General features: G+C 41.1%; 22 protein-coding genes, 1 riboswitch and 1 other annotated feature. Of the genes, 16 read left to right on the forward strand and 6 right to left on the reverse strand.

Annotation, left to right across the window (positions count from 1 at the left end):
- Positions 1 to 368: 368 nt before the first annotated feature.
- Positions 369 to 1,343 carry an oxygen-dependent tRNA uridine(34) hydroxylase TrhO gene (gene trhO / locus KSU66_RS05945; protein WP_269050496.1) on the forward strand — a complete coding sequence of 325 codons (975 nt, stop codon included), beginning with the start codon at positions 369 to 371 and terminating at the stop codon, positions 1,341 to 1,343.
- 46 nt (positions 1,344 to 1,389) lie between these two features.
- Here trhO and KSU66_RS05950 read toward each other — a convergent pair whose 3' ends face one another.
- The gene (locus KSU66_RS05950) at positions 1,390 to 1,872 is read right to left on the reverse strand and encodes a hypothetical protein (RefSeq protein WP_269050497.1); all 483 of its coding nucleotides are present in this window, start codon (positions 1,870 to 1,872) and stop codon (positions 1,390 to 1,392) included.
- A 3-nt stretch (positions 1,873 to 1,875) separates the two neighbouring features.
- Complete coding sequence (locus tag KSU66_RS05955; RefSeq protein WP_269050498.1) at positions 1,876 to 2,076, reverse strand: helix-turn-helix transcriptional regulator; 201 nt, start codon at positions 2,074 to 2,076, stop codon at positions 1,876 to 1,878.
- 177 nt (positions 2,077 to 2,253) lie between these two features.
- Here KSU66_RS05955 and KSU66_RS05960 point away from each other — a divergent pair, with 177 nt between their 5' ends.
- The 3 genes from KSU66_RS05960 (at position 2,254) to recQ (ending at position 5,454) form a co-directional block, all read left to right on the forward strand.
- Positions 2,254 to 3,066: a DUF368 domain-containing protein gene (locus KSU66_RS05960; RefSeq protein ID WP_269050499.1), complete on the forward strand. Its 813-nt coding sequence runs from the start codon at positions 2,254 to 2,256 to the stop codon at positions 3,064 to 3,066.
- 126 nt (positions 3,067 to 3,192) lie between these two features.
- Positions 3,193 to 3,609, forward strand: a complete 417-nt coding sequence (locus tag KSU66_RS05965; RefSeq protein WP_269050500.1) for a hemerythrin domain-containing protein — start codon at positions 3,193 to 3,195, stop codon at positions 3,607 to 3,609.
- 69 nt (positions 3,610 to 3,678) lie between these two features.
- Positions 3,679 to 5,454: a DNA helicase RecQ gene (recQ, locus tag KSU66_RS05970; RefSeq protein ID WP_269050501.1), complete on the forward strand. Its 1,776-nt coding sequence runs from the start codon at positions 3,679 to 3,681 to the stop codon at positions 5,452 to 5,454.
- Between the two features lie 167 nt (positions 5,455 to 5,621).
- Here the strand turns inward: recQ and queF are convergent, their stop codons facing one another.
- Both queF and KSU66_RS05980 read right to left on the reverse strand, forming a co-directional pair.
- Positions 5,622 to 6,119 (reverse strand): preQ(1) synthase, encoded by a 498-nt coding sequence (gene queF, locus KSU66_RS05975; RefSeq protein ID WP_269050502.1) that lies wholly within the window; start codon positions 6,117 to 6,119, stop codon positions 5,622 to 5,624.
- 88 nt (positions 6,120 to 6,207) lie between these two features.
- Positions 6,208 to 6,251: riboswitch (PreQ1 riboswitch) on the reverse strand.
- A gap of 26 nt (positions 6,252 to 6,277) precedes the next feature.
- Entirely contained in the window at positions 6,278 to 7,444 is a 1,167-nt protein-coding gene (locus KSU66_RS05980) for an MFS transporter (RefSeq protein WP_269050503.1), read from the reverse strand.
- A gap of 220 nt (positions 7,445 to 7,664) precedes the next feature.
- On the opposite strand from KSU66_RS05980, the gene KSU66_RS05985 reads away from it, so the two are divergent.
- The 5 genes from KSU66_RS05985 to KSU66_RS06005 all read left to right on the forward strand — a co-directional run bounded on the left by KSU66_RS05985 (position 7,665) and on the right by KSU66_RS06005 (position 11,852).
- Positions 7,665 to 8,645, forward strand: coding sequence for a diaminopimelate dehydrogenase (locus KSU66_RS05985; RefSeq protein WP_269050504.1), 981 nt, complete (start codon positions 7,665 to 7,667; stop codon positions 8,643 to 8,645).
- A gap of 197 nt (positions 8,646 to 8,842) precedes the next feature.
- On the forward strand, positions 8,843 to 9,931 hold the full coding sequence (locus KSU66_RS05990) for a M42 family metallopeptidase (RefSeq protein ID WP_269050505.1): 1,089 nt from the start codon (positions 8,843 to 8,845) through the stop codon (positions 9,929 to 9,931).
- A gap of 136 nt (positions 9,932 to 10,067) precedes the next feature.
- A complete protein-coding gene (gene argF, locus KSU66_RS05995) occupies positions 10,068 to 11,030 on the forward strand; it encodes an ornithine carbamoyltransferase (protein WP_269050506.1) in 963 nt (320 codons plus the stop codon).
- A gap of 128 nt (positions 11,031 to 11,158) precedes the next feature.
- The gene (locus KSU66_RS06000; RefSeq protein ID WP_269050507.1) at positions 11,159 to 11,374 is read left to right on the forward strand and encodes a helix-turn-helix transcriptional regulator; all 216 of its coding nucleotides are present in this window, start codon (positions 11,159 to 11,161) and stop codon (positions 11,372 to 11,374) included.
- Positions 11,364 to 11,852: a hypothetical protein gene (locus KSU66_RS06005; protein ID WP_269050508.1), complete on the forward strand. Its 489-nt coding sequence runs from the start codon at positions 11,364 to 11,366 to the stop codon at positions 11,850 to 11,852. Before KSU66_RS06000 ends, KSU66_RS06005 begins: the two co-directional genes overlap by 11 nt.
- 63 nt (positions 11,853 to 11,915) lie before the next feature.
- Here the strand turns inward: KSU66_RS06005 and sspI are convergent, their stop codons facing one another.
- On the reverse strand, positions 11,916 to 12,128 hold the full coding sequence (gene sspI, locus KSU66_RS06010) for a small acid-soluble spore protein SspI (protein WP_269050509.1): 213 nt from the start codon (positions 12,126 to 12,128) through the stop codon (positions 11,916 to 11,918).
- Between the two features lie 91 nt (positions 12,129 to 12,219).
- Here sspI and KSU66_RS06015 point away from each other — a divergent pair, with 91 nt between their 5' ends.
- The 3 genes from KSU66_RS06015 (at position 12,220) to pheT (ending at position 16,804) form a co-directional block, all read left to right on the forward strand.
- Complete coding sequence (locus KSU66_RS06015; RefSeq protein ID WP_269050510.1) at positions 12,220 to 12,984, forward strand: TrmH family RNA methyltransferase; 765 nt, start codon at positions 12,220 to 12,222, stop codon at positions 12,982 to 12,984.
- 56 nt (positions 12,985 to 13,040) lie between these two features.
- Positions 13,041 to 13,273, forward strand: a binding site (T-box leader).
- A 69-nt stretch (positions 13,274 to 13,342) separates the two neighbouring features.
- The gene (gene pheS / locus KSU66_RS06020; protein ID WP_269050573.1) at positions 13,343 to 14,380 is read left to right on the forward strand and encodes a phenylalanine--tRNA ligase subunit alpha; all 1,038 of its coding nucleotides are present in this window, start codon (positions 13,343 to 13,345) and stop codon (positions 14,378 to 14,380) included.
- A gap of 12 nt (positions 14,381 to 14,392) precedes the next feature.
- Positions 14,393 to 16,804, forward strand: coding sequence for a phenylalanine--tRNA ligase subunit beta (gene pheT / locus KSU66_RS06025; RefSeq protein ID WP_269050511.1), 2,412 nt, complete (start codon positions 14,393 to 14,395; stop codon positions 16,802 to 16,804).
- A gap of 370 nt (positions 16,805 to 17,174) precedes the next feature.
- Here the strand turns inward: pheT and rnhC are convergent, their stop codons facing one another.
- Entirely contained in the window at positions 17,175 to 18,110 is a 936-nt protein-coding gene (gene rnhC, locus KSU66_RS06030) for a ribonuclease HIII (protein ID WP_269050512.1), read from the reverse strand.
- Between the two features lie 88 nt (positions 18,111 to 18,198).
- Here rnhC and zapA point away from each other — a divergent pair, with 88 nt between their 5' ends.
- Genes zapA through KSU66_RS06050 form a run of 4 tightly spaced genes read left to right on the forward strand, consistent with a single transcriptional unit; the run spans position 18,199 to position 23,141 of the window.
- Positions 18,199 to 18,459 (forward strand): cell division protein ZapA, encoded by a 261-nt coding sequence (zapA, locus tag KSU66_RS06035; protein ID WP_269050513.1) that lies wholly within the window; start codon positions 18,199 to 18,201, stop codon positions 18,457 to 18,459.
- An 8-nt stretch (positions 18,460 to 18,467) separates the two neighbouring features.
- Complete coding sequence (locus tag KSU66_RS06040; protein WP_269050514.1) at positions 18,468 to 19,007, forward strand: CvpA family protein; 540 nt, start codon at positions 18,468 to 18,470, stop codon at positions 19,005 to 19,007.
- A gap of 50 nt (positions 19,008 to 19,057) precedes the next feature.
- Positions 19,058 to 20,767, forward strand: coding sequence for a DNA polymerase/3'-5' exonuclease PolX (gene polX / locus KSU66_RS06045; protein WP_269050515.1), 1,710 nt, complete (start codon positions 19,058 to 19,060; stop codon positions 20,765 to 20,767).
- Positions 20,768 to 20,783: 16 nt separating this feature from the next.
- Positions 20,784 to 23,141, forward strand: a complete 2,358-nt coding sequence (locus KSU66_RS06050) for an endonuclease MutS2 (RefSeq protein ID WP_269050516.1) — start codon at positions 20,784 to 20,786, stop codon at positions 23,139 to 23,141.
- Positions 23,142 to 23,151: the final 10 nt, after the last annotated feature.

Here is a 23,151-nt window from a genome sequence, read left to right on the forward strand (position 1 = left end):
TATATGTTTCTCCCTTTTAGTATAGTAGGCGGTCAAGAAACTCGTATAATATCGAAAAAAATAAAAATTATTGTCGAAAAGTATCGATTTCATGATTATCTATAAGTATACATTGAGAGTGTAACTATACCAAGACTTTAAAACTCTTTATCTACTTTTATTTGAAAAATAGGAAGAACGACCGATAACTTTTATATAATCATTTTGATGGATGAAAAATCCTTTTTCTCATTCATGAATTATGTTATAATGTCAACGTCTCGGATTTTGCATATGCCGTTAGGTTTTGTATGTTTACAATTACAAGTAAATCATCCGATCAGGTTGTGACTATAACCTGCAATTATAAAAACAAGGTGGTTGGAAAATTGGAAAAAGGTACGCATAGGATTCTTCTTTATTATAAATATGTAACGATTGAAGATCCTGAAACATTTGCTGCTGAACATTTAAAAAGTTGTAAAGAAATTGGACTAAAAGGACGAATCCTCGTCGGTACTGAAGGGATTAACGGAACATGTTCAGGAACGGTCGAACAAACAGATGCATATATGAACATGTTGCAAAGTGATGATCGCTTTAAAGATATTGTTTTCAAAATCGACGAAGCGGATGGACATGCATTCAAGAAAATGCACGTTCGAGCACGTGAAGAAATCGTTAACATGAGTCTTGAAGACGATGTGAACCCGAATGAACTGACAGGTAAATATTTAAGTCCTGAAGAGTTCTTCAAACAAATGCAAGAAGAGGATACAGTTGTAATCGATGCAAGAAATGATTACGAATTTGATGTCGGTCATTTCCGCGGCGCAATTCGCCCAGATATTGCAAACTTCCGTGATCTGCCGCAGTGGATCCGCGATAACAAAGAACAATTCGAAGGGAAGAAAGTCCTGACGTATTGTACGGGCGGAATTCGTTGCGAAAAGTTCTCTGGATGGCTTGTTCGAGAAGGATTTGAAGATGTTGGTCAATTGCACGGGGGAATCGTTACTTATGGTAAAGATCCTGTTGTAAAAGGCGAACTTTGGGACGGTCAATGCTATGTATTTGATGAGCGCCTTGTCGTTCCTGTCAATCAAGTAGAGCATGTCATCGTTGGGCGCGATCACTTCGACGGCGAGCCTTGCGAGCGCTATGTAAACTGTGCGAACCCAATCTGCAATGCACAAATTATTTGTTCAGAAGAAAACGAACATCTTTATATGCGCAGTTGTACGGACGAGTGCCGTGTTCATCCACGCAATCGTTACTTCATTGAACATGATATGACAGTCGCAGAATACGACGAACGTATGGAAGCAATCGAAAAACATAGAAACGAAACGCATGTTTCATAATGAAATAAAACCGTATGGGCAGGTTCACACTTCTGCCCATACGGTTTTATTTAAATTGATGCACTTTATATGTAATCAAATACGTCAGCAGTCCGACAATTGGAATGGAAGCGGTTGTGAATAATGGATACCAAATATAATCTACAAAATAATTAGGTACAAACATATAGGAGCCGAGGATTAAAAACGAATATGTAAGAATGATGACAAACGCCCAACTCACCGCTTTGCGAGTATTTTCTACTGCCCGTTCATCTGAAACATCGTATTCAATGGTCAAAAAAGCATACTTGTTTGCATTTTTATTTTTCTTTACTAGAATCAATTGGATGATGTTTGCAATGAAAAAAATTGTCATTACAGCAATCACAACATAACCAGGCCATGTAATTATATCTACAGTAAATCCGTCTATATAACCCCTTTCCATTTGAATAAATAACTGCTCCACTCTTAAAAAATCAAAAACCATGACTGCTAAGGATACAAAAAGCATGATCCTCAAAAAAACCGTGACATACATACTCATTTTTCACTTCTCCTCCTTCGAAAAAATCTCTTCAATTGGCATCCTAAACTCTTCAGCGATATTCATTGCAAGTAGGAGAGAAGGGGTATAGCTTCCTTTTTCGAGTGCAACAATCGTCTGTCTTGTTACCCCGACGCGTTCGGCTAGCTCTCCTTGTGTTAGAGTAAATCTTGCCCGAAGCTCCTTCACTTTGTTTTTTAACACAGCGGCCTCCTCCTTAATTATTTATACTTCAAATGTATACTTGGCTATACAATATGTCAAGTTGAGTATACAAAGATAAGTTGTGTTGTATAGTCTTTTGTTATGTTTTTATAGGAATATAGCTCCAAAATGGTATAATGTTTTTATTCGTATTTATTTGGAAGGATGGACTCATTTATGCAATGGAAAAATTTGTACCGTGGCTTTTTTATGGGGATTAGTGATTTAATACCCGGGGTTAGCGGGGGAACAATTGCTTTTATTTTAGGTATTTATGATGAATTATTAGCGTCGATAAGTGGTTTTTTTAGTCGAAATTGGAAAAAGCATATTGGGTTTTTATTGCCACTCGGTATCGGGATGGGTATTACATTACTTTTATTTAGTAAAGTGATTGAGTATTTACTTGAATATCATCATGCACCTACACAGTTTTTCTTCATGGGACTTATTATCGGCGTATTGCCCTTTATTGCAAAGCATGCGGATGTGAAGAGAAAGTTTAGGTTGAAACATGTCGTGCTTATTGTAATAGTGGGATCTGCACTTGCTTTAACAGCATTTATTAAACCACTTGATACAGCACCAATCACTACACTTACGACGACGAACGCAATTGGGCTCTTTTTTGCTGGATGGGCGGGCAGTATGGCGATGCTTTTACCAGGAATTAGCGGTTCTTTCATTTTACTTTTATTAGGTGTTTATTCAACCGCAATTGGCGCACTGTCGAATTTAAACTTCCCAATTATTGCAGTCATCGGTGCAGGCGTTATCATCGGTTTCATTGTTAGCAGTAAAGTAATTAGCTATTTACTGTTGAATTTTACCTATACAACATTTGCAATAATAATTGGGCTGATTCTTGGTTCGATATTCGTTGTATATCCCGGGATTCCGCTCGGCGGAACTGCGTTAGTAATTAGTGTGCTTACATTTATTGCAGGCTTATTCATTGCATTACTTTTTAGTTCACCGAAAAAAGCTTGATTTTTGGATGGGTAGTTATAACTTGGGGTCAATTTGAAGGCGAGAATTGTTAAGTGAGCTTTCATTTCAAAACATCTTACATTCTGGTATTCTAAGACTAGATATATTTGTGAAAGGATGATTTGTATGTCAGGACCTGCACTCAAGCAACTCCAGGCTCATCGCTCGATTCATGAAGGTGGACTTTCCGGAGCGACAATTAAAACAGCTAATATGATGGACCTTTTAAAACAGGGTGAACTTGAAACTGCGTTGAAAGCAGCCGATAACTTAATCGACTTTTGGAAGACACGTATCATTAGTCATGCAGACGCGGAGGAAAGCGGATTTTACTTAGAGATTTCTGAACAACATCCAGAATTGAAAGATGCGATTATTGCGCTTACCCGTGACCACGACTTACTACGTATTATGGTAAAAGACATTGAAGATTTACTTAAGGAAGAAGGGTTAAGCCCAAGTGTTCTTCATCGTTTCCACGCACTTATTGTCGTTAATGAAATTCATAGTCGTGATGAGGAACGGTTATTATTTACTGATTGACTGTTTCAAATAACAAAGTGAAAACGCCTAGTTGTAGGCGTTTTTTATTCGTGAAGGAGGAACTTTTCGTTGATTGAAAAAGCAACAACTATTTTAAGCAATTACTTTGGATATGACTCATTCCGACAAGGACAGGCGAATGTAATTACGAATGTGCTTAATGGTACCGATACGCTTTGTGTGATGCCGACGGGCGGTGGAAAATCCGTTTGTTATCAAGTTCCATCGCTCGTTATGGATGGGACTGTTCTAGTTATTTCTCCACTTATTTCACTGATGAAAGATCAGGTCGATGCACTCCATGAGGCAGGCATTCCAGCCGCATACATTAATAGTTCAATGACGGGTGAAGAATATCACCAAACAATGGAGTCGGCCCTTCACGGGGAGTACCGTTTGTTATATATCGCACCCGAACGACTTGGTTCAGCGTCTTTTATCAATCAGTTGCAGTTGATGAATGTTCCGATGGTCGCGATTGACGAGGCACACTGTATCTCACAGTGGGGACATGATTTCAGACCGAGTTATCGAAACATCAAAAATATTATTTCCTATTTCGAACATAAGCCAGTCGTTCTGGCATTAACTGCGACAGCAACACCAACCGTTCGTGAAGATATTTGCGCACAGCTTGGCATTACGGATGACAATACCGTCATGACTGGTTTCGAACGAGCGAATCTTTCATTTTCTGTTGTAAAAGGGCAAGACAGAGAAAAGTTTGTAAAAGATTACGTGAAGAAAAACGAAGGGGAAGCGGGCATTATTTATGCTGCGACTCGAAAAGCAGTCGATCAAGTCCATGATACTTTACAAAAAAATGGCGTAGCCGTAGCTAAATATCACGCGGGCTTATCAGATGAAGAGCGTCAATTGGGTCAGGACCGCTTTTTGAACGATGAGGTAACGGTTATGGTAGCGACGAATGCATTTGGTATGGGAATCGATAAATCAAACATTCGATACGTAATACATTATCAAATGCCTAGAAATATGGAAAGTTATTACCAAGAAGCTGGACGTGCGGGAAGAGATGGACTGGATAGTGCTTGTACATTGCTATTTTCATCTCAAGACGTTCAGACGCAACGCTTTTTAATTGACCAATCGCAAGACGAAACACGCATACCTGCTGAACTTGAGAAGTTACAACAAATGATTGATTATTGTCATACAGAAGTATGCCTTCAGAAGTTTATCATTACTTACTTTGGAGAAACGGATGTTGCTATTTGTGGTCGATGTGCCAATTGTACAGACACAAGAGAAAGTACTGATGTAACAGTAGATGTTCAAAAAGTATTATCTTGTGTGATTCGGATGGGGCAACGTTTTGGAAAGACGATGATTGCACAAGTACTAACGGGTTCTCGAAATAAAAAAATGATGGATTTTGGTTTTGAAAAGTTAACGACTTACGGCATTATGAAAGGCCAAAGTGCAAAAGATGTCTCTGATTTTATCGAGTTCATTATTTCGGAAAACTACCTCGGTGTTGAAAATGGACAGTTCCCGACAATTTACGTTAGTGAACGAGGAAAAGAAGTTTTGACGGGCAATGTAAAAGTATCGAGAAAAGTTTCCGTCGTAACGAAGCAAATTACAAATGATGACCCGTTATTCGAGCAACTTCGTGCACTTAGGCGGACGTTGTCGCAAGAAGCGGGTGTACCGCCATTTGTTGTATTCTCAGATAAAACATTGCGAGACATGGCATCTAGAATGCCAGTTACAGAAGAGGATTTCCTCGAAGTGAATGGTGTCGGACTTGCAAAATTGGAAAGATACGGAGAAGCGTTCATGGAAGAAATTAAAGCGTATCAGCGGGAAAATGTTCACTGAATAAAAAAGACAGACAACATTTTGGATGGGATGTTGTCTGTCTTTATTTTTCTTGTGGATATATTACGATCCCGTCATCTCTTAAAGCTGGTTGCGCTCCCCATTTACCCGGTTCATGTGTAACGATAAAATAGGAAGGGCTAACTGTTTATTATTGAATCTCTTTCTTATCGATTATCAATCTTTTCCGGATACATATCGTGATTCATCATCCGGTGATTGGCCATTTGTTCGTATTTTGTTTCAGGTTTTCCGTAGTTACAGTAAGGGTCAATTGACAAACCGCCACGCGGAGTGAATTTGCCCCAAACTTCGATATAGCGTGGTTCAATCAGTTTAATTAAATCGTTCATAATAATATTGACGCAGTCCTCATGAAAATCTCCGTGATTGCGGAAACTAAATAGATATAATTTAAGGGACTTGCTTTCTACAAGTTTTTTATCGGGAATGAAACTGATGTACATCGTTGCGAAATCCGGTTGTCCTGTCATGGGACAAAGTGATGTGAACTCTGGACAGTTAAATTTCACGAAGTAGTCCCGGTTGACATGCATATTGTCTACGGACTCCAAAATGTCAGGGTTGTACTCAAATAAGTACTTTGTGTTTTGATTGCCGAGCAAAGTTAAGTCGGTCAATGTTGCTTCATCTCTTCCAGCCAATTAAAAAAACCTCCCGTATAATTTGTCGTGGGAGGTCCATAGAAGCCGTAAAAAAAAGCCATATCGGATGGATATGGCGTAAATTCCGTCATCCATAGTTTTTTATAGAGGGTCGCTATGAACCTCTCCCGGACAGGGTATTCGTTTCGTATTTGACACTATACGACAGACGATGATTTGTCAACCGTCCTTGTTTTCTTCATGCCGACGAGCGCGTAAAGGGCAACGGCAAGCAAGATGATTCCGGTCAGTACGAAAGCACCTCTAAAATCCAAATCGAGGAATCCGATAAGGCCAGATCCAGCTACGACTCCAATTGAGAAGAATGCGTAAAAGTAACCGTACGCTTTCCCGCGGAACTCAGCGGAAGACGAATCGATAAGTAGTGAATTGATGGAAGGGAAAAGAAACGCAAACCCAATTCCGTAAATCGCCATCGCAATGTATAGGTAATGCAATTGTTCGACTTGACTTAAAAACAACATACTGACTCCCATAAGTGATATTCCGAAAGCCAATGTCGCCATAGGGCGAACACGATCGAAAATACGGTTCGTTGGTAAAAGGAAAATAAGGATCGCAACGACTCCGAAAGCGCTAAGTAAGAGACCGGACGTTTTTGTGTCAAATCCAAGGGACTCTACTTTCAATGGCAAAACAAGTGCAAGGACCCCTTGTGAGAACATTAAAAAGAATGCACCGGAGAAAGCTCTTACTATACCCGGGTGGCGGAATAAGTAGTTCACTTTGAAATTATTCGCTTGTTTGGAAGAACGTTTTCGGACATGTGTAAACGAACGAAGAATAAAGAAAGCCGAAATCGCTAAAACGAGCATAATCGCACCGTTAATGGCCATAATGAACGGCGTACTTGTTTTCGCCGCAACAATTCCTCCATATGCAGGTCCAAGAATTGCAGCAAGACCGACAAACGCACCCGAAATTGCGACACTTTTTCCACGCTTGGACTCTTCTGCACGATTAGCCAAAAATGTAAATGCAGCCGGAACGATTAGTCCTTCCATAAATCCATGTACAAACCGGACACCAAGCAGTGATGTTGGTCCAACTATGGCAGAATAGAAGAAAAGCGATATGGCTGAAGCAAAGAGACCAATTAGAAGAATGGCAAAAGGGCCCCGCCGATCCGTCATAAATCCAGAAATAATATTTCCGAATGTGTTTGAAAAAGAATAAATTCCGACAGCAAGTCCAACTAAAAATGGCGATGCACCGAGAGACAGCGCATAGGGACTCATGACAGGCAGTTGTGAAAATAGATCGAAAAACGAGAAAAAGACAATGAGATAAACAAAACCACGCATGATAAAGCCTCTTTTCATAAAATGTACACTGCTACTACTTTACCACTATTTTTGCTAGGTGGAAAAGGATAGGTTGTGAACAATCTTTTTTGGTTGGCGTTTTGTGAACTGGAGCGATAAGATTATGTAGTAGATATAATTAACAGAATGGTGAAGAATCGCAGGATCTGCATTTCTCACAAACTGTTGAAGATAAACTAGTGAAAGGGGAAATGAAACAATGACAATTAGAGTTGGAATTGCCGGATATGGCAACTTAGGACGAGGCGTTGAATCCGCGATTGGACAAAATAAAGATATGGAACTAGTTGGTGTATTCTCAAGAAGAAATCCCGAAGATGTGAAATTGCTAACTAATCATGTACCTGTTTACAAAATGGAAGACATACAAGATTTTACGGACACAATCGATGTACTTATTCTTTGTGGAGGATCCAAAAATGATCTACCCGAACAAGGGCCGGCACTCGCGGCTTTATTTAACACGGTGGACAGTTTCGACACACATGCAAAAATTCCAGAGTATTTTGAAGCGGTTGACGGTTCAGCAAAACCAAATGGTAAGACCGCAATTATTTCGGTTGGTTGGGACCCGGGTTTATTCTCCATTAATCGATTATATGGTGAAGCTGTTCTTTCAGAAGGTGAAACGTACACATTTTGGGGGAAAGGCCTTAGCCAAGGGCATTCAGATGCGGTAAGAAGAGTGGAAGGGGTTAAAGGGGCGGTCCAGTATACAATACCTAATCCCGATGCGGTTGATAAAGTACGAAGCGGTTCGCTACCCGAACTGACGACGCGCGAAAAACATACACGTGACTGTTATGTCGTTCTTGAGGACGGGGCAAATGCGGATGAAGTGAAAACTACGATAGTAACGATGCCTGATTATTTTACAGATTATGATACGACGGTGACGTTTATTACTGAAGAAGAATTAAAGCGTGATCATTCAGCGATGCCGCATGGCGGATTTGTTATTCGAAGCGGTAAGACGGGTACAGGTAATGCTCAAGTGATGGAGTATTCGTTAAAGCTTGAAAGCAATCCTGAATTTACGTCGAGTGTGCTAGTGGCATATGCTCGTGCAGCTTACCGATTAAATCAAAATGGAGATGCGGGCGCGAAAACAGTGTTTGATATTGCACCGGGGTTACTGTCGCCGAAAAGTGCGGCGGAATTGCGGAAAGAGCTGCTGTAAGGGTTAAGGGTTGTTAGAAAGACCTGTTTTGCTGATAAAAGTCTTTGAAGCGCCTCATATGCATATAGAACGTTGATATATGCATATAAGGTGCTAATTAACCTGGCTAGGCCCGCTAATAAGTGGAGTATTTTGATAATAGTGTGTCTTTCACATATACTACTTGTATGTAATTTATATTTAGGAGGCCAAAATAATTGACGAAATTAGATGAAACATTAGTCATGTTGAAAGCGCTCACAGACGCAAAAGGAATTCCTGGAAACGAGCGGGAACCGCGTGAAGTGATGAAGAAGTATATTGAGCCGTTTTCGGATGAAATCGAACAAGATGGACTTGGATCATTAATCGCAAAGAAAACAGGTGAGGCAAACGGACCGAAAATTATGCTTGCCGGTCACCTCGATGAAGTCGGTTTTATGATTTCTAAAATAGACGACAAAGGATTTCTATCATTCCAAACAGTAGGCGGCTGGTGGTCGCAAGTCATGCTTGCGCAACGTGTAACGATTGTAACGCGTAAAGGCGATACAGTGACAGGCGTAATTGGATCGAAACCACCGCATATTCTTTCACCTGAAGCGCGTAAAAAGCCAGTAGATATAAAAGATATGTTCATCGATATCGGTGCCACGTCAAAAGAAGAGGCGATGGAATGGGGTATTTCACCTGGTGATATGGTCGTTCCTTATTTCGAATTCACTGTGATGAACAATGAAAAATACCTTCTTGCAAAAGCATGGGACAACCGTATTGGCTGCGCAATTGCAATTGATGTAATGAAGGCATTAAAAGACGAAGCACATCCAAATATCGTATTTGGCGTTGGTGCTGCACAAGAAGAAGTTGGTTTACGCGGTGCACGAACGGCAGCGACAAAAATTCAACCAGACATCGGATTTGCGGTTGACGTAGGAATTGCGGGTGATACACCGGGCGTTACTTCGAAAGAAGCAACTGGTAAAATGGGTGATGGTCCACAAATCCTTTTATTCGACGCATCGATGGTGTCACATAAAGGATTGCGTGAACTTGTTGTTGATACAGCCGAAGAAAATGGAATACCTTATCAATTCGAAACGATTCCAGGCGGCGGAACAGATGCCGGCTCTATCCATCTTTCTGGAAAAGGTGTGCCGTCACTTGCCATCTGTATTCCGACAAGATACATTCATTCCCACGCCGCAATGTTGCACCGAGATGATTTTGAAAATACAGTGAAGCTAATTGTTAAGGTCATTAAGAAATTGGACCGTGACACGGTGAATAAAATTACATTTGATTGAAGCGCGAATAACTGCTTAGGCCGATAAAAGGTCTGGGCAGTTTTTTTATTAGTTTTTATAATAATGCACTTGACTTTATAATTATGCATACATATAATCATATATACAATCGAAATCGATGATAGGGGATGGCGGAATGTTGAAATGTGATATACCTACAAGTGAAATTGCAAAAGGTTTAAAAGGCCGAGATTTATTAACATTGTTAGATTATACAAGTGAGGAAATCTCGTATTTATTAAACTACGCAAATCAAATGAAAAAGAATATGTTGTTGGGGGATATGCCGCCTATTCTGGCTGGAAAGACGCTTGGCATGATTTTTGAGAAACATTCAACACGCACACGTATCTCGTTCGAAGTTGGGATGAACCAACTTGGTGGGCAAGCGATGTTCATGAATGCACGCGATATGCAAATTGGACGCGGAGAGTCTGTTTACGATACGGGGCATGTGTTATCGGAGTATTTGGATGGGGTAATGATTCGCGCGAATTCCCATGAAATGGTGAAAGAATTAGCCGAGCATTCGACAATTCCAATTATTAACGGCTTAACAGATATTTATCACCCATGCCAAGCATTAGCGGATTTACTAACAATTTTAGAAGTTAAAGGATCATTGGCGGGATACAAACTTGTGTATGTGGGCGATGGCAATAATGTGGCTCACTCCCTCGTAATTGCTGCGGCGCATATGGGGATGCATGTTGTGGTGGCGACCCCGCAAGGTTATGAATTTAACCCTAATTTACTTGTAAAAGCGAAAGCGATTGCCGAGGCAAATGAAGGAAGCGTCCTTGAAACAACAAACCCAGTTGAAGCAGTAACGGATGCGGATGTTGTCTACACAGATACTTGGACGAGTATGGGGCAGGAAGAAGAAGCGGCAAAACGCCTTGAAGAATTTAAGGATTTTCAAATTAACGACGAATTAGTTGCCTATGCAAAGAAAGATTATATGTTCTTGCATTGCTTACCAGCACATCGTGAAGAAGAAGTGGCCACATCGGTCATTGATGGTCCCAACTCATACGTCTTCCAACAAGCGGGAAATCGACTACATGCACAAAAAGCAGTACTTGCATCTTTACTATAATATAATGCGTCTTTAAAAAGTTCGGGTCCTTATACCCGGACTTTTTTTGTTCTTTAAACATAACATAATGTACACAATACTTTACCTAATGTTAAGTATTGTGTACATTTGGAGTAGGAGGTGTCGTGATGCTGAAGAACCGATTAAAAGAATTACGAGCACGCCATGATTACACGCAAATTGAACTTGCGAAACGAGTAGGCGTTACACGACAGACAATTGGTTTTATCGAAAAAGGGGAATTTTCACCGTCCGTAACTTTATCATTGAAACTCGCCCGTGCACTCGCCTGTGATATTAATGAATTATTTTGGTTGGAAGGGGAGGAGAAAGATGAAAAATGATATGAGAATTACGTTTCCATTATGGATGATGTGCTTTATTCTATTAATCGCAGCGACTGTTTATCTAGTTGGGACAACAGCTGTTATTGAAGAGGGTACAGACGAAGTCACATTTATTTTAAACTTTGAGTCGAATCTAATTTTCTTTTATAGTTTATTTGTTCTTTTAATTGGTAGTTTAATCACCTTTTTCATGAAATTAGTGAAACATAACCGGCAATATCCACAAAAAAAAATTTCACCATTTTATTTGAAGCCACCGGAGTATATAGAAGATGATGAATTATTTCAGCAGGCAACAGGGCTGGCGACAAAAAAAGTGTATACATTTTTTGTATCGGCCATACCCATTCTAGCGGTGTTATATATTGTATTGCCAATCGGGAAAATGTGGATGATTATTGGATTGTTGTTTTTGGGGTTTATGCAGTACTTGATTTATTATATAGAGATTAAGAAGTACATCGTGGAGGAATAATCGTATGAAGATGTTCTTGAAAACAAAAAAGCCGCCCTATAACTAGGGCGGCTTTAGACTTATTCAACTCGCTTGAAATACTTGGGCCAACTCGCCGGCCATTTTTGACTTTTCTTGTTCACCCGCACTGTTCCAAAGTTTTTCGAAAAAGACACCAAGTCCAGGTAGAAGGTGTTCTTCGCCTCGTTTAATAGCATCTTCGACGACACCGCGGATATCCTCTGCTGTATTGTTTGTCATATTTGCCGATATGGCATCACGTATTTGAAAATCCATTTTATCAGCCTCCTCCATTCCATTTTGTACACATTCATCGCCAACTATACTAACATTTGTTACACTAAAAGAAAAAAGGCGGTACAAATTAATGAAACGTATTGAATCGGTTCAAAACTCACTTGTGAAACATTGGAAAAAGCTTGTGCTTACTCGAAAAGAACGTGATACATCGGGAGAATTCGTTGTTGAAGGATTTCATCTCGTAGAAGAAGCGCTGAAAAATAACGGAGCAATTCTTGCGTTAATCGTCCGTGATGATGTAGAGATTCCAAGCGATTGGAATATTGAAGGTGTACATATCGTAGAAGTAAATAATGCAGTTGCAAAAGAAATTGCAGAAACAGAACGCTCACAAGGTATATTTGCTCATTGCCGCCAGCCGGTGCATGGGGAGGAACAGTATGCATCTTGGAAAAAAGTCCTTCTAATAGATTCCGTTCAAGATCCCGGGAATGTAGGGACAATGATTCGAACTGCAGATGCGGCCGGCATGGCAGCTGTTATATTAGGAAAAGGGACAGCGGATCCATATAATCCGAAAACAGTACGAGCCGGTCAAGGATCCCATTTCAATATTCCTGTTGTTAGGGGAGAACTTACGGAGTGGGTTGAACGATTGAAAACGAACGGTATTCCGGTATTGGGAACAGGCTTGCAAAACGCTGTGACGCATACAGAGGCGGACATTCAATCCGATTTCGCATTGATTGTTGGAAATGAGGGAAGTGGTGTCAATCCGGAGCTCCTTTCACTTGCCGATAAAACGGTCATGATTCCACTTTACGGAAAAGCAGAATCTCTTAATGTTGCGGTTGCAACGGGAATCCTTCTGTATACGTATTCTAAAAATTAACGATATTGTTGAAGAACAAAGATATATCGGGTATAATCAATGGCAGTGTTATTAAATCAAAAGCATTGATCGGGAAAAGTAAACAATACATGTTGCAAAAGGGAGTCCGCGCCTAGACTGAAAGCGCAGATGGCTAGTGTCTGTTGAAGTTCACCCGTAAGCTGCCGCCGGGACCAGAGAAATCTGTAAAGGCGTGCCGGTGCCGGACCGTTATTCCGATTTGAGTGATCACGCGGTTGTATTGGCGTGATAATCAGGGTGGTACCGCGAAATCGTCCTCGTCCCTTTTATAAGGGGCGGGGTTTTTTGTTTTATTCGGCGGGTGCCATAGATTTTGAAAAAGGAGAATCAGTTTAGTATGGAGCAACAGTTAAAAGAATTAAAAGAGCGTGTGCTCGAGCGAATTACAGAAGCGACAAACTTAAAAGATTTGAATGAAGTTCGTGTTGCCTACCTAGGCAGAAAAGGTCCTATAACCGACTTACTTAAAGGCATGGGGAAACTTCCTGCTGAAGAGCGTCCGAAAATGGGGGCACTTGTCAACGTCATTCGTGAATCGGTAACGGAAGTACTTGAAGAACGCATGGTGAAATTGGAAGAACAAGCGATCAATGAACAGCTTGAAAAAGAATCGATTGACGTTACCCTCCCAGGCCGACCTGCACGCACGGGAAATCATCATCCTCTCACGCGTGTCGTTGAGGAGATTGAAGATTTCTTCATCAGCATGGGCTATGAAATTGCGGAAGGGCCAGAAGTGGAGAAAGATTATTACAACTTCGAAGCTCTTAACTTGCCGAAAGGGCATCCAGCGCGCGATATGCAAGATTCGTTTTACATTTCAGAAGATATCTTGTTGCGCACGCATACATCACCTGTACAAGCCCGTACGATGGAAGCAAAAGGCGGAGCACCAATTAAGATTATTTGTCCTGGGAAAGTGTACCGACGCGACAGCGATGATGCGACGCATTCACACCAGTTTACGCAAATCGAAGGGCTCGTCATTGGGGAAAATATTCGTATGAGTGATTTAAAAGGAACCCTTTCTTTGTTCGCGAAGAAAATGTTTGGCGATGAGCGTGAAATTCGACTACGTCCAAGCTTTTTCCCGTTCACAGAACCGTCTGTTGAAATGGATATTTCATGCTTTAAATGTAGTGGAGACGGCTGTAACGTGTGTAAAAAAACAGGCTGGATTGAAATATTAGGTGCTGGAATGGTGCATCCAAACGTGTTGAAGATGGCGGGCTATGATCCGTCCGTCGTGACAGGGTTTGCATTTGGTATGGGACCTGAACGAGTTGCAATGTTGAAATATGGTGTGGAAGATATCCGTCATTTCTATACGAATGACGTGCGTTTTGTATCGCAATTCCACCGGACGGAAGCGTGAGGAGGGAATAATATGTTAGTATCTACAAAATGGTTGAGTGAATATGTAAATATAGAAGGAATTTTAACAGAAGACCTTGCAGAGCGAATTACACGTTCTGGTATTGAAGTGGATGCGATTATTGACCGTTCACAAGGGATGTCTCATGTCGTGGTTGGGCATGTATTGGAATGCGTACAGCATCCAGAGGCAGACAAACTACGTATTTGTCAAGTTGATGTTGGTGAAGAAACGACGCAAATTATTTGTGGTGCAGCCAACGTTGCGGAAGGACAAAAAGTAATTGTTGCGCGACCTGGTGCAGTACTTCCTGGTAATTTCAAAATTAAAGAGGCAAAACTTCGCGGTGAAGCATCAAACGGAATGATTTGCTCGCTTCAGGAACTTGCGATTGAAGGAAAACTTGTACCTAAAGCATATGCAGAAGGTATTTATGTACTTCCTGAAAGTGCCGTACCTGGGGAAAATGCACTTCCACTCCTAGGGCTCGATGATACTGTGTTTGAATTCGATTTGACGCCGAACCGCTCGGATGCACTAAGTATGTTAGGTGTTGCCTATGAGGTAGGAGCGATTTTATCAAACGAAGTAGTGCTCCCGGAAATTGCTTATACGGAGTCGAGTGAAAAAGCGGAGGATTATCTTACGCTTCGAGTAGATGCACTTGAGGCCAATCCGATGTATGTAGCAAAAGTTGTGAAGAACGTCAAAATCGGTGAGTCGCCGTTATGGCTACAAAACCGTTTGATGGCTGCGGGGATTCGTCCACATAATAACGTTGTAGATATAACGAATTACGTATTAATGGAGTACGGTCAACCTCTACACGCATTTGACTACGATCGTCTAGAAACAGGTGAAATTGCTGTTCGCCTAGCAGAAGAAGGCGAGAAAATTACGACGCTCGACGATTCTGAGCGCATCTTGAAAGCAGACCAACTTGTCATTACAAATGGACAAGAACCGGTTGCGATTGCAGGGGTTATGGGTGGTTTAAATTCAGAAGTTCACGAAGGAACAACTACAGTTGTGATCGAATCTGCATATTTTGCACCCGCATCGATTCGTCAGACGTCAAAAGAGCATGGCCTTCGAAGCGATGCGAGCACGCGATTTGAAAAAGGTGTCGATCCGGAACGAGTCATTGCGGCGGCAGAACGTGCAGCACAACTTATGTCGGAACTTGCTGGCGGGGACGTATTATCGGGTTCTGTAATTATCGATGAGCTTGATAAAACACCTGCCCGTATTATCATTTCACCGGATTACATTAACAATCGCCTTGGGATGAAAATTTCCCTTGAAGAAATGTTGTCAATCTTGGGACGGTTGAAAATTAATACAGAAGCGGTCAACGGCTTGCTTGTTATTGATGCACCGACTCGTAGACAAGACCTTCGTATTGAAGAAGATATTATTGAAGAGATTGCACGGTTATATGGCTATGATCATATTCCAGTGACGCTACCCGTAACGGAATCAAAACCGGGTGGATTGACTCCTTATCAGGCGAAGCGCCGTACAGTAAGAGCGTTCCTTGAAGGTGCAGGACTTTATCAGGCATTGACGTATTCATTAACATCAAAAGACCAAGCTCAAAAGTACGCACTAGAAACGGCACCACTTACAAAACTTCTCATGCCGATGAGTGAAGACCGAAGCGTACTTCGTCAAAGTCTAATTCCGCATCTACTGGAAGCGGCGACGTATAACGTTGCACGCCGTAATGATTCAGTCGCATTGTATGAAACAGGATCTGTTTTCCTTGGCGAAACGGAAGAAGGTCTTCCGAAAGAAGTGGAACATGTTGCCGCGGTTATTACTGGCAAATGGGTAGATCATGCATGGCAAGCGGAAACGAAATCAGTTGATTTCTACGTTTTAAAAGGGATTGTTGAAGGAATGATGGATAGCCTTGGTCTTGTTGAAGGATTGTCATTCGAACAAACTGTAATTGACGGCATGCACCCTGGACGTACAGCGATTATTTTATATAACGAAGAACGTATCGGCTTAATTGGGCAAGTTCACCCAACCGAACAGAAAAAACGTGATTTGAAAAATACGTATGTAATGGAAATGAACCTTGCAAACGTTCTAGCTATCGAAATGGATGAGCTACTTTACGTACCTGTTCCAAGGTTCCCATCGAGTTCCAGAGACATTGCACTTGTTGTTTCTAGAGAAACATCCGCAGGAGCGCTTGAAGCAGTCATACGCGGTGCTGGTGGGGAATTATTGAAAGAGGTTCGTCTGTTTGACCTGTACGAAGGAGACAATGTGGAAGAAGGCAAGAAATCCGTCGCTTTCTCACTAACTTACGCAAATCCTGAACGTACACTAACAGACGAAGAAGTTGTCAAAGCACATGAAAATGTACTAACGGCATTAACGAATGAAGCAGGAGCACTGCTTCGCGGGTAACTTAATAAACAAGCAGAAAGGCCGCTAACGGGATTTTTCCCCGCAGCGGCCTTTGTTTGTTACTATATGAGTTAATTTCATAATAGAAGATTTAGTGTTGAAATACGAACAAAGTTGATTTCCGCTTCGGGCGGACGCTTTCCGTGGGCACGGCTTCAATCAACGAAACGCCTTCTATATTAATGAACAATAAACTTTAAACCCCATTATCATTCGTATTTTAAGTTAAAATAGTGAATTATGAAATCGACTCATACAGGTTGAACTTATGATTTCCACGTAATCTCCGGCGAAGGCGACTACTTGAGGCATCCCCTAGCGTCGAGCGTCGTAAGTAAGATTTTTTTAGTTTAGCTTATATAAATATAAGCTACATTCTTTTCTTTGCCGCAATCTTCTTCGCTTTTCCTGCATTTGCAAAATGCCATTTAGTCATCGATTTTAATTTGTCTTCCCCGTGTTTCAATAATATTTTAGCGGCTACTTCATCTACTTTCGAACCTGCTCCTTTCGGAAGTGTCATGCCGGCCTTTTTACTTAATGTACCCATTGCCTCGAGGAATGCCACACGTGCAATGATGGATGCAGCTGCAACAGAAAGGTGAAGTCCTTCCGCTTTTGTCGAAAATAAGACATTATCTCGTATGATTTCAGATTCTTCTTTAATGTGATTATAATAAATACCACGTGCCGCAAATTGGTCTATCAAAACATATTCGGGTTTTTCATCGCCCATTTTTCGAAGCACATGCTTAAGGGCTTGGTTATGAAGGAGTGCTTTGATTTTACCTTGTGACCAACCGCGTGCTTGTACGTCATTGTATTTATCATTATCCAATGTCAATACACTATAAATAAGTGTCGCTTTCAAATCAGGGGCAATTTTCAGCATTAGGTCGTCTGTTAGTTGTTTGGAATCTTTCACGCCAAGTTCGCGTACAAGTTCAAGCTGGTCGGCACGGACATAACACGCCGCAACCGTAACCGGTCCAAAGAAATCGCCCGTTCCAGTTTCATCGGAACCGACGACAGACCGTTCCGCAAAACGTTCGGGAAGCACATCCCCTTTTGTTGTCGAGCCCGATGGAGTCGATTTAGTTTCTGTTTTACCCCAAAGGGAAGCTTCACGTTCGGCACCAGCGCCTTGGAAGAGTACCTTCCCGGATTTATATGCAGTAATCGCTGTATCGGGTAGTTTAGCCGCAAAAATAACGCCAGGTGCGTTACGGACAACTTTTGTAGATAAATAGTGATTCATTACTTTTTTTAACATGTGATCATTTACAATAATGACTTGGTTACTCAATTTAAAACTTCCTTTCGTCGACTTTATTCCAAGTAAAAGAGTTTCATGGTATGATTATAATTAGAGTTTGATGAGGGAGGTCAAGACATTGGCGGACGAACAGAAAACTCGCATATCAGTAGAGATATTCGGTCAGACATATAAGATGGTAGGGACCGAATCCAGTACACACATGCGACTGGTCGCCTCGATGGTCGATGACAAGATGAGGGAAATTAGCTCCCGTAATCCGAATCTCGACATTCCAAAAATCGCAGTGCTAACCGCTATTAACAGTGTACATGATTATGTGAAGTTACAAGAGAAAGTTCAATTAATGGAAGAAGAGTTGAACAAGTTGAAGGGTTGACGGACTATATGCTAGATTTACTAATTATTATTATGCTCCTTGCTGGATTAATCACCGGATTTAGGCGTGGACTTATCGTACAAATCATACATATGACAGGTTTTATTGTTGCACTCGTCGTTGCTTATAAATACTATCAAATACTTGCTGAAAAGTTTGTCCTTTGGATTCCTTATCCGGGTGTTACTGCTGGGTCGAAACTTACTTTTGCCGTAGAGCAATTGGATCTCGATCAGACATTTTATAGGTTGCTTGCTTTTGTCTTAATTTTTCTTGTCGTCAAATTTGCTTTGCAACTCATTGCCTCGATGTTTGACTCCCTAAAGTATTTACCGGTCCTTGGTTTCGTTTCGAGAATTGTCGGTGCGGCATTCGGAATGGTCGAGTTTTACATTATTACTTTTCTTGTTCTTTATCTTGTTGCGATGTTACCGATTGACCTGTTTCAAAACCTATTGGTCAAGTCCATACTTGCAGAAGCACTATTTGAACATACACCATTTTTGTCGGAATCAGTGAAAAACTGGTGGTATATTTATACAAAGTGACAGCTTCCCCCCTATAATGGAGGGGGAGCTTTTTAAAACTGGGAGGGTTTATGTTGAATAAAAAAACAATTATACGTACATTTGAAAAAATCGCTTTATATATGGAGCTACTTGGGGAAAACCATTTTAAAGTGTCTGCATTTAGAACAGCAGCAAACGTCCTGGAACTGGACCCGCGAAGCCTATCTGAAATGGATGATATTTTAAAGTTAAAAGGGATCGGAAAAGGGACAGGGGCGGTCATTACGGACCTTATTGAAAAAGGTGAGTCCAATCTTCTTAATGAACTAGAAGAAACGGTGCCAAAAGGCCTTGTTCCTTTATTGAAAATACCTGGTCTAGGTGGTAAAAGAATTGCAAAATTGCATGATGCAATCGGGATTGACTCGGTTGAATCTTTACGATTAGCATGTGTTGAAGGAAGAGTTAGCAAAGTCCCTGGTTTTGGAAAGAAAACAGAAGAGAATTACTTAACTGAAATTGATATTTTAGGAACGAGAGCCGGAAAGTTTCCGATTTGGCAAATGGAAAAAGTGGTTTCTTTTGTTGAAGAAGAACTACAAGCTATCCCGGAAATCAAACGTTTTTCCGTTGCTGGAAGTTACCGCCGAACGGAAGAAGAAAGCAGCGATGTGGACTTTATCATCGTCACGGAAGAGCCGAGTATTGTGCGTGAGAAACTACTTGCTTCGTTACCTATGGTTGCAACCATTGCAGCAGGTGATTCCAAACTTTCTGTCACGTTAGATTTGGAAGAGGCAATCGATGCGGATTTTCGTTTCGTAAAAGAAGAGCAGTTTGCATCTGCAATCCATCATTTCACGGGTTCGAAAGATCACAATGTGCGAATGCGTCAACTCGCCAAATCTAAAGGGTTAAAAATTAGTGAGTACGGTGTAGAAGACCAAGATGGGATAGTCACAACATTTGAATCAGAAGAACAGTTTTTCAATTACTTTAATTTGCCGTTTATCCCACCGGCGGTTCGTAGAAATGGAACGGAACTTGACCGAGCAGAAGAACTAGCCGGGCTCGTTAAATTGGAGGATATTCGTTCAGACTTGCATATGCACTCCACATGGTCTGACGGAGCGCATTCTGTTCGTGAAATGGTTGAGGCTGCCCGTACGAAAGGGTATTCCCATATCGTGATTACGGATCATTCTCACTATTTGAAAGTAGCGAACGGGTTAACTCCGGAACGCCTTCGTGAACAAATAGAAGAAATTCGTTTGTTAAATAAAGAATACGATGATATTGAAATCTTTTGTGGAACGGAAATGGATATTCTACCAAACGCCACACTCGATTTTGATGATGATTTATTGTCTGAACTTGATTTTGTTATTGCCTCAATTCATTCAAGTTTTAGTCAATCACAAGAGGAAATTATGGATAGACTGCATACAGCGATGAAAAATCCACATGTCAATATGATTGCACATCCAACAGGCCGTATTATTGGGCAGCGGGAAGGATACAACGTAGATGTACCGCAACTTATTCGTTGGGCGAAGGAATATGGTAAGATTTTGGAGTTGAACGGTAGTCCATACCGACTTGATCTTGCGACAGAACATCTTATTATGGCCCAAGAAGCGGGCGTTCATATTGCCATCAATACAGATGCACACGCAATTGAACAACTCGACGTTATGGAAATCGGCGTCAAATACAGCCAGAAGGCTTGGCTGAAAAAAGAAACGGTCGTTAACACATGGCCGTTAGATAAATTCATCCGTGAAATTACGGGAAAATGAAAGGTAGTGTAAGACAATGGAAACCCGTGTCTTAAAAACACTTGAGTTTGACAAAATCAGAGAGCTTGTTGCAGCACATTGTACATCATCAGTCGGACGTTCCCATATGGAAAAACTTGTACCAGTAAGTGATTTCGCGGAAGTGCTTCGTCTTCTTGAAGAAACAGATGAAGGTTTGGCCATTTTGCGTGTGCGTGGAAATGTTCCAATGGGTGGCATTAAAGATATTAGACCGCATGCAAAACGTGCCCAAATGGGTGGTTTATTAAGCGCATATGAACTAATGGAAACGTCAAATACAATTCGTGCAAGTCGTATTTTACGTCACTTTATCGAAGGTGTCGTAGTGGACGAAGATATTAAAATTCCACACTTTATAGTGAAAAAAGATGCAATCCCTGTTTTGACAGGATTGGAACATGAAATCAATTCGGCGATTGACGACAATGGTCACGTTGTTGACAGTGCTTCTGGAGCACTTCGATCCATACGCTCCGGATTACGGATGCAAGAGGCCCGTGTAAGGGAAAGACTAGAAAGTTATACCCGAGGACCCAACGCGGCAAAAATGTTGTCTGACACGATTGTGACGATACGTAATGATCGATTCGTTATCCCGGTAAAGTCGGAATATCGTTCACATTACGCAGGCGTCATTCATGACATGTCTTCTTCTGGACAGACAGTATTCATTGAACCGGATGCTGTTGTACAAGCCAATAATGAAATTAGAAACTTGAAATTAAAAGAACAAGAAGAAATAGATAAAATTCTTCTGGAACTGTCTGCGAAGGTCCAAGAAGTTGCACATGATCTGTTCGTGTTAATTGATATTTTGTCTGAGATTGATGTTGTCTTGGCGAAGGCAAAATACGGAACCGTTAATAAGTACACAAAACCCGAAGTGAATAATAACGGTTATATTCGTTTGTCACAAGCATGGCATCCACTTTTACCCGTTGAGGAAGCCGTTGCAAACAATATCGAATTTGGAAAAGATATTACAACGATTGTCATTACAGGCCCGAATACAGGTGGGAAGACTGTGACACTTAAAACGGTTGGATTGTCTGTCTTGATGGCGCAAGCCGGATTACCAATCCCCGCACTTGATGGGTCGGAGATTGCTGTGTTTGATTCGGTTTACGCCGATATTGGAGATGAACAATCGATTGAACAAAGTTTGAGTACATTTTCATCTCGCATGGTCAATATTATAGATATATTGAAAAAATACGATGATCAATCACTCATTATTTTGGATGAGCTTGGTTCAGGTACGGATCCACAAGAAGGAGCGGCACTTGCAATTTCTATCCTTGACGAAGTTCACGGTAGAGGTGCGCGGGTACTTGCAACGACACATTACCCGGAATTGAAAGCATACGGTTATAATCGTCCAGGTATTGCCAACGCCAGCGTTGAATTTGATATTGATACATTAAGTCCAACTTACCGGTTACTAATTGGTGTGCCAGGACGTAGTAATGCATTTGAAATATCAAAACGTCTCGGCCTATCTGATCGAATCATCGATCGAGCGAAAACATTTACCGGGACAGACCGCGGCGAAGTGGAATCAATGATTGCATCACTTGAAGATAGCCGGGTTCAATCGGAAAAAGATGCGGAAAAAACGCATGCTGTTTTACTTGAGACCGAACGTTTGAAACGTGAACTCGAGGAAAGACTAACTGAATTTGAAAAGACGGAGAGTGCTCTTAAAGAAAAAGCGAAAGAACGGGCTCGAAAAATTGTAGAAGATGCAAAACGTGAATCAGAAGCAGTTATTTCAGATTTAAGAGCTTTACAACTAAATGCAGGAACAAATGTCAAAGAACATGAGCTCATCGAAGCGAGAAAACGGCTTGAAAATGCAGCGCCCGATCGTGAAAAGAAAAAAGCGATCCAAGCGAAAGAAGGACCGAGACCACTCGCCGTTGGAGATGAAGTGAAAGTACTTAGTTACGGTCAAAAAGGTACGCTTCTTGATAAAGTTTCAGCAAAAGAATGGATTGTTCAAATCGGGATTTTGAAAATGAAACTCGATGAATCAGGCCTACAATATATAAAACCAGAAAAAGAAAAACAAACTTATATTTCTACTTCTGTAAGGGGACGCGATTCTCACGTTAAACTGGAGCTTGACTTACGAGGAGAACGGTATGAAGATGCACTCATTCGTACAGAAAAATATCTAGATGATGCAATCCTTTCAAATTATCATCAAGTATCCATTATTCACGGAAAAGGAACTGGCGTGTTAAGGCAAGCCGTTCAAAAGTATTTGAAAAATCATTCGCGCGTAAAAACTTATCGATTTGGTGAATCCAGTGAAGGAGGACATGGTGTAACAGTAGTTGAATTGAAATAGTGAAAGAAAA

The organism is Sporosarcina sp. G11-34, from assembly GCF_026931025.1.

Excerpts from the sequence above, each read along its gene's own strand:
- pheS (WP_269050573.1), top strand. The coding sequence starts at position 13,343 with ATGGAGCAACAGTTAAAAGAATTAAAAGAGCGTGTGCTCGAGCGAATT.
- KSU66_RS06005 (WP_269050508.1), top strand. The coding sequence starts at position 11,364 with ATGAAAAATGATATGAGAATTACGTTTCCATTATGGATGATGTGCTTT.
- KSU66_RS06040 (WP_269050514.1), top strand. The coding sequence starts at position 18,468 with ATGCTAGATTTACTAATTATTATTATGCTCCTTGCTGGATTAATCACC.
- KSU66_RS06000 (WP_269050507.1), top strand. The coding sequence starts at position 11,159 with ATGCTGAAGAACCGATTAAAAGAATTACGAGCACGCCATGATTACACG.
- KSU66_RS05980 (WP_269050503.1), bottom strand. The coding sequence starts at position 7,444 with ATGCGTGGTTTTGTTTATCTCATTGTCTTTTTCTCGTTTTTCGATCTA.
- KSU66_RS06050 (WP_269050516.1), top strand. The coding sequence starts at position 20,784 with ATGGAAACCCGTGTCTTAAAAACACTTGAGTTTGACAAAATCAGAGAG.
- KSU66_RS05960 (WP_269050499.1), top strand. The coding sequence starts at position 2,254 with ATGCAATGGAAAAATTTGTACCGTGGCTTTTTTATGGGGATTAGTGAT.
- pheT (WP_269050511.1), top strand. The coding sequence starts at position 14,393 with ATGTTAGTATCTACAAAATGGTTGAGTGAATATGTAAATATAGAAGGA.
- KSU66_RS05985 (WP_269050504.1), top strand. The coding sequence starts at position 7,665 with ATGACAATTAGAGTTGGAATTGCCGGATATGGCAACTTAGGACGAGGC.
- KSU66_RS06015 (WP_269050510.1), top strand. The coding sequence starts at position 12,220 with ATGAAACGTATTGAATCGGTTCAAAACTCACTTGTGAAACATTGGAAA.
- polX (WP_269050515.1), top strand. The coding sequence starts at position 19,058 with ATGTTGAATAAAAAAACAATTATACGTACATTTGAAAAAATCGCTTTA.
- sspI (WP_269050509.1), bottom strand. The coding sequence starts at position 12,128 with ATGGATTTTCAAATACGTGATGCCATATCGGCAAATATGACAAACAAT.
- KSU66_RS05950 (WP_269050497.1), bottom strand. The coding sequence starts at position 1,872 with ATGAGTATGTATGTCACGGTTTTTTTGAGGATCATGCTTTTTGTATCC.
- KSU66_RS05965 (WP_269050500.1), top strand. The coding sequence starts at position 3,193 with ATGTCAGGACCTGCACTCAAGCAACTCCAGGCTCATCGCTCGATTCAT.
- argF (WP_269050506.1), top strand. The coding sequence starts at position 10,068 with ATGTTGAAATGTGATATACCTACAAGTGAAATTGCAAAAGGTTTAAAA.